11 protein-coding genes and 1 pseudogene are annotated in these 12,281 nt (G+C 33.1%); 5 read left to right on the top strand and 7 right to left on the bottom strand.

The window, feature by feature from the left end; all coding sequences use genetic code 11:
* From H964_RS07140 to H964_RS07130, 3 genes are all read right to left on the bottom strand, one after another.
* Nucleotides 1-762 (bottom strand): DeoR/GlpR family DNA-binding transcription regulator, encoded by a 762-nt coding sequence (locus tag H964_RS07140; protein ID WP_039766188.1) that lies wholly within the window; start codon nucleotides 760-762, stop codon nucleotides 1-3.
* A 206-nt stretch (nucleotides 763-968) separates the two neighbouring features.
* On the bottom strand, nucleotides 969-1,421 hold the full coding sequence (locus H964_RS07135) for an ATP-binding protein (RefSeq protein WP_039766128.1): 453 nt from the start codon (nucleotides 1,419-1,421) through the stop codon (nucleotides 969-971).
* 160 nt (nucleotides 1,422-1,581) lie between these two features.
* Nucleotides 1,582-2,013 (bottom strand): nucleoside deaminase, encoded by a 432-nt coding sequence (locus H964_RS07130; protein WP_039766126.1) that lies wholly within the window; start codon nucleotides 2,011-2,013, stop codon nucleotides 1,582-1,584.
* Nucleotides 2,014-2,158: 145 nt separating this feature from the next.
* On the opposite strand from H964_RS07130, the gene H964_RS07125 reads away from it, so the two are divergent.
* The 3 genes from H964_RS07125 to H964_RS07115 all read left to right on the top strand — a co-directional run bounded on the left by H964_RS07125 (nucleotide 2,159) and on the right by H964_RS07115 (nucleotide 6,725).
* Nucleotides 2,159-3,487: a hypothetical protein gene (locus H964_RS07125; RefSeq protein ID WP_039766124.1), complete on the top strand. Its 1,329-nt coding sequence runs from the start codon at nucleotides 2,159-2,161 to the stop codon at nucleotides 3,485-3,487.
* 71 nt (nucleotides 3,488-3,558) lie between these two features.
* Nucleotides 3,559-4,407 (top strand): divergent polysaccharide deacetylase family protein, encoded by an 849-nt coding sequence (locus tag H964_RS07120; RefSeq protein WP_039766122.1) that lies wholly within the window; start codon nucleotides 3,559-3,561, stop codon nucleotides 4,405-4,407.
* Nucleotides 4,408-4,496: 89 nt separating this feature from the next.
* Entirely contained in the window at nucleotides 4,497-6,725 is a 2,229-nt protein-coding gene (locus H964_RS07115; RefSeq protein ID WP_039766120.1) for a hypothetical protein, read from the top strand.
* 58 nt (nucleotides 6,726-6,783) lie between these two features.
* Here H964_RS07115 and spoVG read toward each other — a convergent pair whose 3' ends face one another.
* Complete coding sequence (gene spoVG / locus H964_RS07110) at nucleotides 6,784-7,050, bottom strand: septation regulator SpoVG (protein WP_011915937.1); 267 nt, start codon at nucleotides 7,048-7,050, stop codon at nucleotides 6,784-6,786.
* A 121-nt stretch (nucleotides 7,051-7,171) separates the two neighbouring features.
* Nucleotides 7,172-7,990 carry a pur operon repressor gene (purR, locus tag H964_RS07105; RefSeq protein ID WP_011915936.1) on the bottom strand — a complete coding sequence of 273 codons (819 nt, stop codon included), beginning with the start codon at nucleotides 7,988-7,990 and terminating at the stop codon, nucleotides 7,172-7,174.
* Nucleotides 7,991-8,192: 202 nt separating this feature from the next.
* Here purR and murC point away from each other — a divergent pair, with 202 nt between their 5' ends.
* Nucleotides 8,193-9,560, top strand: a complete 1,368-nt coding sequence (gene murC / locus H964_RS07100) for a UDP-N-acetylmuramate--L-alanine ligase (protein ID WP_011915935.1) — start codon at nucleotides 8,193-8,195, stop codon at nucleotides 9,558-9,560.
* Nucleotides 9,561-9,615: 55 nt separating this feature from the next.
* On the opposite strand, the gene H964_RS07095 is transcribed toward murC, so the two are convergent.
* Nucleotides 9,616-11,151 (bottom strand): DUF3794 and LysM peptidoglycan-binding domain-containing protein, encoded by a 1,536-nt coding sequence (locus tag H964_RS07095; RefSeq protein ID WP_011915934.1) that lies wholly within the window; start codon nucleotides 11,149-11,151, stop codon nucleotides 9,616-9,618.
* A 192-nt stretch (nucleotides 11,152-11,343) separates the two neighbouring features.
* Nucleotides 11,344-11,616: a Veg family protein gene (locus H964_RS07090; protein ID WP_011915933.1), complete on the bottom strand. Its 273-nt coding sequence runs from the start codon at nucleotides 11,614-11,616 to the stop codon at nucleotides 11,344-11,346.
* A gap of 418 nt (nucleotides 11,617-12,034) precedes the next feature.
* On the opposite strand from H964_RS07090, the pseudogene H964_RS12385 reads away from it, so the two are divergent.
* Nucleotides 12,035-12,208, top strand: a pseudogene (locus H964_RS12385) (ISLre2 family transposase); the annotation flags it as partial.
* Nucleotides 12,209-12,281: the final 73 nt, after the last annotated feature.

The following is a 12,281-nucleotide window of genomic DNA, read 5'->3' as shown; positions in this document are numbered from 1 at the left end:
TTATACAATGGTGAGCTTTACACCTTTTTGCCTAAACTTTTCAACAAGTTCACTGTCAATTTCTCCTGAGGTTATAATCTCTGTGACCTTGTTTAAACTGCAAAACGAAACCATAGCATTTTTCGAAAACTTACTACTGTCTGCAACAACTATTACCTCTCTGCTGCTTTCAATCATTGCCTTCTTTACCTCTGCTTCGAATATGTCAGAGGTGGTAAGCCCTTTTTCGAGTGAAATTCCACTTGTTCCAATAAACGCTATATCAGCACTAAATTGCGTAAAACTTTTTTGTGCCTCAGGACCTACTATGGAAAAATTTGAACTCTTTACTTTACCACCAACCAGAAAAAGGTTAATATTGCTGTTTGTTACAAGCTCGTTTATAATATTTACACCATTAGTAATTACAGTTATGTTTTGTGCTGTCTTTAAGTTCCTTGCTATTTGGTAGGTAGTTGTGCCTGTATCTAAGATTATTATCATCCCTTCTTTAATCCTCTTTACAGCTTCTTTTGCTATTTTTTCTTTTTCTTGTATAAATTCTTTTGCTCTTTGAGAAATAGGTGGAACAATTGTAAATCCTTCTTTTAGAATTGCTCCTCCATAATTCTTCTCGATTATTCCTTCCTGCTCAAGTTTTTTGAGGTCACGTCGGATAGTCTCATCTGATACATTGAAGATATTGCACAATTCTGTGACAGTCACACTCTTTTTTTCCATTAAGATTTCCTTTATCTTTTGCCTTCTTGTTGCAGAGAGCATACCTTTCATCACCTATTCTTCTATGTGGATTTGTGTGTCAACTTATATATATTCTACTCAATTTTTTGAGGAATTGCAATATGAAATTCAAAAGAATTACACAAGATTGGTCAAGACAAGTTGCTAAGATTGCAAATAAAAAAAGACTGCTTTCTTCTCTCGCAGCCTATTACAACAACTTCAATATTACTTAGCTCAAATTAGCATCAAAAATGATTTACTTCCTCTCTTTTAAGTCTTCGAAGAGCAACAATCTTGTTTCCTCTCTGATTCTGTTTTACCTTCTCACAAAGAGAAGAAACTATCATAAGTCCTCGTCCGAATTCATACAAATCCTCAATTTTCTCATCTTCCTCATAAGGTGTGTACTCTTTGAACACTTCTTCAATATCAAACCCTTCACCTTCATCTTCTACCACAATATAACTAAGTTTTTTGTCAACAACTCCTATCTTTACTTTCACGCTTTTTGAACTATCACCTTTGTTCCCATGAATAATGGCATTTATCAAAAGCTCATTTACTATAAGTTTGAATTCTAAAAGCTCTTCGGCAGTAATATCTGCCTCTCTCATCAAAAATGAAAGTATTTCCTTTTCAATTGTCTTGACAAGTTGAAGACTGCTACTAAAAACAAGCTGTAAAAACTTATTCTCCATTTCTTCCTCGCAACCTTTCTTCTTCTAAATTTTATTACTGCTTCTTTAAAATTACTTTTTTACACTACAACTACTTTTTTAACTTTTGAAGAATTCCTTCTATTACATATATACCCCTAAAAATTCAGCATTACACAACTTATCTTTTGAATTTCCACCTTTAAATCCTTCTTTTTTCAAAAAAACTCTTTAAAAGGGCTTTGCATTCTTCTTCGCATATTCCGCCTATTACTTCAACTTTATGATTTAGGTTTGGATCTTGAGAAAGCTTAAAACAAGATTCTGCAGCTCCCATTTTAAAGTCCCTTGCACCAAAGTAAAGCCTATCAATCTTACTTAGAACTATCGCACTCATACACATAGGACAAGGCTCTTTTGTCACAACCATCTCGCAGCCTCTTAAGTCCTTTGTAGATAGCTTTGATGTGGCATCAAGTATCGCAAGGATTTCTGCGTGAAATATGGCATTTTTGCTATCATTTTTTTGTATACTAATAATCTCACCATCTCTGAGCACTGCTGCCGCTATGGGAATGTCTTCCATAGAACTTACATAATCTATTAGTTTTTTCATTACATTATATATATACATCAACTTTTCACCCTTTTTCTTTATCAATTTTTAACAAATTTTTTTGAATTTTTTTGTAAGCCAAGTATGCAAAAACATGTTTATCCTACTTATCTTTAGTGATACTATTATTTATAGCAGTAAAAAGCTTATGGAGTGAATCAAGTTGGAAAATGCAAATCAGTTTATAACAAAATATATATACCTTTTTGCAATAACAAGCTTAGTATTTCCAATTTTTATGATGTTTTCTTCGTTTGTCATGACCAAGAACCCATCTAATTTATTTATATCATTTTTGATAATGAATGCATTGTTTTTGTTGATTCCCTATCTTATCAAAAAAAGAAGCACAGGACTGTGGGAAAAGATCTTAAATATCTTGTTCATAATAATAATCCCGCAAGGCTTTGCTTTGATTGTCTTAAAACCTTATGGAATTTTGGAGATGTTCATAGGCCAAATCTTTTGTATGGGCCTTTATATTCACTCCTACTTAGTTTATGAAAAAGAAGAAGTTAACATTTCACTTGGCGCAATTTTAGCTGGGCTTTGGGCTATTATAATTGTCAGTGGACTTTCAACTTTTTTGAACGTCCCAAAAAATATTATAAACCAGTATTCTACCTACTCAATAATCTTTCTTATTGCAAGTGTGTATCTTTCAAATAGGATAAACTTGGAAAATTTAATTAGCCGCAGATACAGACGTACAAACAGCATATCAACAAGTATAAGCTTTATAAATCTTTTTTTGAGTTTAGCATTTATTGTAATTTTACTTCTTTTATTCAAATTCAAAGGCTTTGCGCCCTATGTTGTTGCTTTCATTGTTGAGACAATAAAGTTTATCTTTAAAATAATAAAAAAGATATTAGAATTTCTAAATTCACTTTTTGCAACAACTAAACCTATGTCAAACTCTAACAATGACATTGCAGAACTTCTCAAAAACATGAAACCTGCTAAAAAGAGTTTGATTTCTCAAATACTTGATGTAATCGGCTATCTTTTGGCCCTTGGAATACTTGGTTTTCTCATTTACAAAGCACTTGGATTTATAAAGATTGCTATTGAAGAGATGATAAGAAATTTGCTTTTGTTTTTGGCAAAGGTCACAAATAACATTCAAATGGTAGAAAGAGGTCAAAACTATACTGATATTAAGACGTTTATACTTGCAAAAAAGAGGCCAAAAGCTAAACCGAAGCAGACAAAGATTAAAAAGATAAATCTCAAGAAAATTTCGGATTTGAACTTACGCCTAAGAATCATTTTCAAGCTTACAATGGAGTACTTTTATCAAAAGAAAAACTATAATCTAAAAACCTCTCTCACTCCACTTGAGATGGGAAGACTAATTGCAAGAGGTGAACTTGTAAACAATAGCATTATTGAAGATTTAATTGATGAATATAATAAAGTGAGATACCACAAAAAATATAGCGTTATCTCGACAGAACAATTTGAAGAGTTTGTTAAAAATCTCAAATGACCATTTTTGGTGGTATATCAAAAAATCTGAATGAATAATCTATTATCAGAAACTAAAACTCTTTAAAATTCATGAAATTAAGAAGATATATTCTTATTGTCATCAAGAAAGCAAAGCTAAGTCAATATTTCATTCCTTTACTTGCAATTTTTTGTTTTATTGTGCTTACACTTGTTTACATTTTTTACAATCCAAAACCACAAGCTGTTGAAACCTCGGCACAATCTCAAGCTTATGTAGCGTTGATATTCGAAGATGCAGGAATGGATGAGCAAGAGATTCAAAAACTTTTGGAGATTAATCTTCCATTTGATGTTGCAATCATTCCTTTCTTGCCTTTTTCCAATAAGATTGCTCTTATGTGCAGCAAAAATAATAAAGAGGTTCTGATGCACCTTTCAATGGAACCCGAAGACCAGAATACTGTTTGGCTAACTCCGCGCAGTATAATGAATAATACTCCTGATGATGAGGTGGAGAAAGTATTCAAAGATGCAATGTTAAATCTACCGCACAGCAAAGGCTTTAGTATTCATTTGGGAACACTTGTGTGTACAAATGAGAAAATAGTCAGCCACTTAGTGAACTTGGCAAAGGCAAACAATATGATAATTGTTGACTCAACATCATCACCAAGATCATTATTTCCAAAGATTGGAAAGCAAAAAGGTATTGATGTGATACCCCATGATGTCATACTAGACTCAAAAAATGAGCTAAAGCCTATACAAGACAAATTTAGACTCCTTTTTAACAAAGCAAAGAAAAAAGGTTTTGCAGTGGGAATTGGACATTTGGGGCAGGAAGGTGGCCTTACAACTATTGAGGCATTTAAAGAAGTATTAAAAGATGCTCAAAGAGAAAACATAAAATTTGTATTTGTGTCAGATATTGCTAAATTAATTAAACAAACTGACTAAAATTTTTAATTGAATTTTAGAGAAGCCCAACATATAATTAATATTTGGAAACTACATGCGAAAAAAGAAGGGAGTCGGTAGCAGAAAAGATGACAAAAAGACTTGTAGCATTTGCAGTTATTATCATGTTTATATCAACTTTTTCTACAGCTATATTTGCAACAGGTATACAAAACCTTCCTGAAAAAGCACACTTTTCAATTGAACCAAAAGGAAATGCAGTTGAGATATTAAAAGGAAACCAGGTTGTGGCCAAGATTTTACCACCAGAACTTTTAAATAATACTTCAACAAAAAAATCGGAAGAGATTTTTACAATTGATATTCCTTTTATTGAAAATGGAGCTATCAAATGGAGGATTGAAAAGAGCGAACCTTCGGATATCTCGTTTTTAACAGAGGGCAAAAACAAAGTTTTAAAGCTTGATTTTCACACAATGAATGCCTTTTATAAAATAACTTCGCCTTATATTTCTCTTAAAGATGAATATCAATCTGTGATGCTATCGTTTGACTACAAAGTAGACTACCAAAACCTTATTCACTTTAAAGAAGAGGAAAATGTAAACGTCGAGATAGCAATCTTTGGTGAAAATAAAACAAAGATATTGTCATTGCCTGAAAAGCTAAAATTAACCCCTGGTTGGGGAACGTTTAAGACATCATTTTCTCTGCCAATTGATGCAAGGTATTTATCATTTGAAGTTTCTCAAAATGGCAAGAATGTTAAAACTGTGCAGTTTAGAAATTTCAAAATAGGTTTTGTAAAACCGTCAAAGTACTCCTTTGCGCTAAAGCGCGTTGATAAGTACAATAACTTAATAGAACAGGTGTTTGAAAATGGTTTCCAGAAGATAACCAGAAAAGTTTTTGTATCATCATCAGAGGATGTGATAAGTGTTGAAGAGATTTTGAAATCAAAAGAAGACCACCAGGTTTTTAAGGAATACTCACCTGTTGTGTTTGAGTCAAAACCGCTTTTTATTCTAAAGCGTGATTATTCAATTTCAAAATTTACAAGCCCAATGTATGTAACAGATTCCCTTTCTGACTTTTATCTTAAGCTTGACAACTGTGCAATGGGCTATGCTAATAATTACGATTCTATTGAAACTTATAACTTAAAAAATAAAGCAAATGTATTCTTGTTTTTTTCAAACTCGGATGATATAAAGTATTTCCTAATTGGAAAAAACAAAGAGCATATCTGGACAACAACACAGCTTTTCAAAAAGGGTTTTGAAAAAAGCTTCACTTATTCTATCTTCCCAGCAGACTTCGGTTATGCTATAAAATCACGCGCGCCTGATGGTAGAAAAGGTATTTTAGTATTTTCCAACCATGCTGATTCAAATATGATTTCAATTATAAAAGCTATAATGTTTGGCACAACAGATACAAAAGATAGCTCATATATGAAAAAAGGATTTGAAGGGTATAAAATCCCAATAACATGGGGATTTTTCTACAAATCTATAAAAGGAATACCTGGTTTTGACAATCCTGAGTACAAGAAACTCATTGAATTTCTTGCTCAAAAGGGCATAGAGGTTGTGCTTCACACAGCATCGCCTATTGCAAAAGAAAACACCCCGCAGCTTATCGAAAAGGCATTAAATGCTACAAGTTATTTAAAACTTGATGACTGGATTGACCACAGTTTATCTGATGGTACTCGTTGTGGAGATTTGAAAAGCGAAGGAGCTATAAAAACAAGCAAAAACTACACATTTAATCTTTTTTTAAAGCATGGTTATAAATACTGCTGGTCTTATTTGGATGTGAAGTTAGATGACCTCAATATGCTCGAACCAAACCAGGTAAACAAACATCCACAAATTTTCTTTAAAAATTATAATTTTGGTGAAGGTGATTCTTTATACCAATGGAATTCTGTAAGGTACAGAAATCTTTTGTCAATGCTGACAAAGCCGCGGCTTGAAAAGTTTGTAAACGAAAACGGAGTCTGTATTATACACGATTATTTTGCTCATCCTATGCAGAAAAGAAAATTTTTTATTGTGAAAAACAAGAATGTATATATAAGTCGGCAACTTGACAATAACCTGAAACTCGTAGCAATATTTAGAGACAAAAAACTTTTGTGGGTACCCACCGTAAAGCAGTTTGTCAATTATGAAATCGCACTGAAAAATGTAATAATTACTCCCCTTGACAAATCAGCTTTGCTTGTTGACAACAAAAATGGCTTTGATATAAAGGACTTTACGCTCATTACCATCTTACAAAATGGTCAAGAAAGAAGAATTGTAACAACACTTGTACCAGGAATAAATATAATTTCACTGCCACAATAACAAAAAAGGTTTCTACCTTTCTTTCTGTTACGGGTAGAAACCTTTTCTTTTTAAATCTTTATTCTCCAGCTGAAATAACAGCTTCATATTTTTCAATTACAGCTTTTTGAACCATATCGCGCATCTCTTGGTTTATGGGATGTGCAATGTCTTTGAATTCACCCTCTGGTGTCTTTCTGCTCGGCATTGCAATAAATAATCCATTTTGCCCCTCGATAATCTTAATGTCATGCACAACAAAACAGTTGTCAAATGTCACAGATACAATAGCCTTCATCCTGCCCTCATTTGTAATCTTTCTAATCCTAACATCTGTCACCTGCATAAGCCCATCCTCCATGTTAATTTTACTTTCTGTTTAGTTTATATAATTCTACATTTTTCTATCTTTCCCTTTAGTATTTCCAACAAATTTTCCTTTCAATTTAGTGCATTTTATATAAATTTTATGAAATTACTTGATTATTTATCGAAAATTCAATCTTTTTGTTTTCTGCATCAAGGGTATCTAAAATCAAAAGGCTTTTATAATCTATATCAATGCTTTTTTTATCCTTTGTGGCAATCAAAACCCCAACTCCCACCAATGTAGACTCAAATTCACTGAGCAAGTCTCTCATCCCACGAACAGTACCACCGCCGCGCATAAAATCGTCTATAAAAAGCACCCTTGAGCCTCTTTTTATAGCCTTTTTTGCCATTGTCATTGTCTCAATCTTCCCTGTTGTTCCTGAGATGTATGAGATATTGACTGTTGAGCCTTCTGTAAACTTGCTTCCACTTCGCGCAACAACCAATGGTTTGTTAAAATACTGTGCAACATAAGATGCAAGTGCAATTCCTTTTGCCTCAACAGTGGCAATGTAGTCTATTTCTTTTTCTAAAAAAAGCCTCAAAAAAATCTTTGCAGCCTTTTTAATTATCTCTGGGCTGAATACAATGTCGTTTATATATACAAATCCCCCAGATACAATTCTCTCTGGGTTTTGAAGCTCATTTTTCAAAAAGTTCAAAAATTCTATCTCATCCTCTTTCTTCATAACCGGAATATAATAAACACCGCCAGCAGCACCGCTTATTGTCTCAAGCCTGCCTTGTCCTGTCTCAACAAATACCTTTGATATGAGGTCAATATCTTCACTCAAAGTAGATTTAGCACAGTTCAATTTCTCACAAAAAAAACTTAAACTAAAAATCTTCATTGGATTTTGCGTTAAGATATTAGTAATATATATAAGCCTTTCGGCCTTTCCTGCCTTTTCCATTCTAAACTTTGCACCTCCAAAATAAAAAGCCCCAATATTGAGAATAATTATATCACACTTGCCGAATGATATAAAGAAAAATTAAATTAACGTTCGATAAGTTAAAATTATTTTAACAATTCAAACAAAAAAGAAGTATAATATAAAATGTATGATAGTTTCAATATTGAAAAAATTTCTGTTGTTGGAGGTAAGTTTTTTAATGAATAAATTTTTTTTAATCGGCATTGGTGGAATATCGATGAGTGCAATCGCACTCATTCTTAAAAATCATGGACATATTGTAGAAGGTTCTGATATGCAAGAGAGTATAACCACCAGAATGCTTAGGGAAAAGGGAATTAACGTATATATAGGACATGATGAAAACCACATAAAAGGCGATGAGATAGTAATTTTCACAGCGGCCATTCCAAAAGACAATCCAGAACTTGTAAAGGCAAAAAGGCTGGGACTTAAAGTTTATGAAAGAGCTGAATTTTTAGGAATGCTCATGAAAGATTATAAAAATGTTATAGCGGTTTCTGGCACACATGGAAAAACCACTACTACTTCAATGATAGGATACATTTTAAAAAAAGCTCTTTTAAATCCTACAGTCTTGGTTGGGGCATTTGTAAAACAGCTTGGTGGAAATTTCTGTATTGGTTCCAGTGAGTATTTAGTTGTTGAGGCATGTGAATACGTCGATAGTTTTTTAAATTTCAATCCCAGCATTGGTGTAATTTTGAACATTGACAATGACCATTTGGACTATTTTAAGGATATAGAGTCAATCAAAGACTCCTTCAGAAAGTTTGCTCTCAAAATTCCCCAAAACGGATTTATTGTTGCAAATCTTGACGATGAGAATGTTTATTCAGTTGCAAGTTATTTAAAGCAAAATGTAATATATTTTTCCACCAAAACAAAGGCAGATTTTTGGGCAGACAATATAACTTCATGCAATGGCTATTATGAATTTGATGTTGTTAACAAAGATTTTAAACATCTTTGCCATATTAAACTTAATATCCCTGGATTTCACAATGTGTATAATAGCTTAGCAGCTTTTTCAGTTGCATACACATTGGGAATTGATAAAAATACTATCAAAGAAGCTATTTTTGAATTTTGTGGCGCATCTCGAAGACTCGAGAAATTAGGTAAAATTGACGGCATAGTCCTTTATGATGACTATGCTCACCACCCTACTGAAATAGAAGCAACACTTAGGACGTTGAAAAAATTAGCCAAAGAAAAAGTTATTGTAATCTTTCAGCCACATACATTTAGTAGACTCAAAAGTCTCATGGAAGGGTTTGTAAAAAGTCTTTCTTTAGCAGACAAAGTTATTGTCACTGATGTCTATGCTGCGCGGGAAAAGAACGTGTACGGTGTTAGCTCAAAAGATTTATATGAAAAGCTCAAAAAAGCAGGTGTTGACTGCGAGTATATAGATCAATTTGAAAAAATAGCAGAATATGTATTGAATACTGCTCAAAAGGGTGACATTGTTGCAACAATCGGTGCGGGTGATGTAAACAAGTGTATAGAGTTAATACTTGACAAATCACCTGTGAAATCATAAGAAAAAAGCTGCCTCAAAAACCCAAGAAAGTAAATGACCATGTGAGGCAGCTTTTTTATCTTACTATCAAAAGTTTTTGACCAGGAAAAATTTCAGCATTTTCTAATTGATTAAAACTCATTAGCTTTTCAACTGTTGTTTTATACTTTTTGGCAATTTTCCAGAGGGTATCACCTTTCTGGACCGTATAGATATACATTGAGGCAAGTCTCTCTTCTTCTTTTTCTATCTTTTCGAGCATCTGTACATCACTTATGATCTCCACATTTACAGAGCGTTTTGCCCAAAGTTCAGCCACCAGATGTGCCCTTATTTCAACTTCGTTTGCTGACAAGATAGAAAATGACAGGTTTTCAATATCAATGTCATCATAGACCTTGTCTTGTTCTTCAGTTCCATCCAAGTCAATCTTGATGGAAAATGGGATTTGGGTGGTTGCACTTTTTATAATGTCCTGCTCATCCTTTGAAATATAAATCAAAAAGACAACAAGTACACCTTTTACTTGAGCTGCATTCTTTTCAGCCTTTACCATGTCAATTTCAACTCTACCAGACAACGAAAAAATCTGCTCTGGTTCACTTGGAAGAACTACTACCTCTTTGATTGTGTGTACCTGCCGAGTTTTTCCAACAAACTGTTCTATGTTCAAAAACTTCTTAGACTCTTTTAGTTCATGCATTGTGGAATAAACATCTACAATAGGTTCAATTGTTTCAAGCTGATTGAATGCTATCTCTGCCTCAACCACAATGTCATATTCAATTCTCCTTAGCTCCCCTACCTCATCTGTCTTGGGAGAAACTTTAAAGCTCTTTATATAAAACTTCACAATAGGTTCTAAGTCATCTGGAATATTCGAAAGTTCAACAAAATGTTCAGCAAACATTTCATGTTCAACCGTCTCAAGAGGATTTTGACCTATGTCAGGAGAATAAAGAGTCTTGATATCAATCTTCAAATCAATAGCAAGCTTCTTTCTGTCAAACTTGATATTCTTATCAGATAGTCTTGCAAATGAGCGCAAAATCTCTCTGATTGAAGATTTTCCTTGTGGAATCTCTAAGATTTCCTTTTTAGTAATTTGCTCTGTAAATGTAAGTGGGTTGGAAATAGTAATTCTTTCTTTTAGGAACCTTAACGATTCATCTTCAATATGGTCTAAATACTCAATTGAGGTTGACGATTTGACTAAAAGGCAAATCTCAACTATTGCTTTTGCTGAAAGTTTTCTTTGGCTAAGTGCCGAGCAATAGCTGTATATAAGGTCATCTTTTACCTCATATGCCATACCCGGTCTTACTCCCAACATATCAAACACCTTAGAAAACTCGGCACAGCTTGAAACAAAGGAGATTTTCTTAAGCGGGTCATTTGAAAGGTAAATTATTCTAAAATCCACTTCACCCTGAACCACCACCCTATCATTTAAAACCTCTACGCTTGTGATAAAAACATCTGCATCTGTCTGCAATACTTTTAGGACATCAGGCTTTATCTCAGGAAGTAAAATCTCCCCTTCCACAATAACTTTTTGCGAGTCTGACCCATACACGTTCATGTACTCAATCTTTTCATACCTTTTATCCAATTTTAAAGTTAACCTCCATATAAACTCATCTTTTCTCTAATAAAATATATGCAGGGACGTCCGGATAATATGTAAAATAAAAAAAGAGCTTATTCTCACAACCTCAGAATAAGCTCTTTTTTAAAGTGTTGACAAATTGATATTTTTGGTTATAATTAAAACGTACAAGTAAAATTGATAAAAAGCCGTTTTTTACATAACATTTACCTTTGTATTTGTCCTACAAAGAATTATTTCAACTGTATTTGTTATAAGGTCTGAATAGGTATAGGTCACACACCTGAACTGTTTGCACTCTCTGTCAATCGGGAACTTGACAACAAAGATATTTGAATAAGTGTTCTCCAAGATACCTTCTACTTCAATCATTTTTTTGCGTCCTTTGTTTGCACGCACAAGTACTTTTTCGCCTTTGAGGGCCTCAATGTCCTTTTTGATCTGCTGAAGGTGTAGCTTATCAACCACCTTAACATCACTGCCCCTCTTAAAAAATTATTTAATTTGAAAGCTACATTGACATTATTCACCATTTTGCTACATCTAAAAACATAATTATTATATCACTATTCTTTTTTTTTGTAAATAGAGGGGAATAAATATTATAAAGTGTTTTTTTAAATATGTCAATAAGCCAAATGAGGCAATTTTTCAAAAATACCGGTTAATAACTCACTATTTTAGAGTTTTGACTATTTTTCTTATGAATTCTCTTTAAAAAGCCTTTTAAGCTTTAGAAATAGAATTTGATCTTAGTGTAAAATATTTATAGGATTTGAGATGGCAAAAAGCTCCCTCCTCTTGGCACAATAGAAAGAAAGATGTAAAATATAAGGTTGAAAAAAACAAAAAAGAAAAGGAAAAACAAACCAAAGGAGGGAGCAAAATGACTAAAAATATTGTATCAAAAATAGAAGAACTTTTAAAGACTTTTGAGGACGGATTAGAGAAGATAGTGAGAAGGGAGAAAGATTTAACAGAATATTCAATTGAGCTTAAGAAGCAATTGGACCAGATAGGTAAGGGGATGATAGAGGAGGCATGTAAATTTATAGATGAAGGAGACTTGTCAAGAATTTTGTGTATCCAATTCATAGCGTAAATTGAAGAGTTGTAAGATTTCGTAAGTGTAG

This window comes from Caldicellulosiruptor sp. F32, assembly GCF_000404025.1.
Lineage (GTDB): Bacteria > Bacillota > Thermoanaerobacteria > Caldicellulosiruptorales > Caldicellulosiruptoraceae > Caldicellulosiruptor > Caldicellulosiruptor saccharolyticus.
The sequence above is the reverse complement of the archived record's forward strand: the minus strand, read 5'-3'. Positions and strand labels throughout refer to the sequence as shown.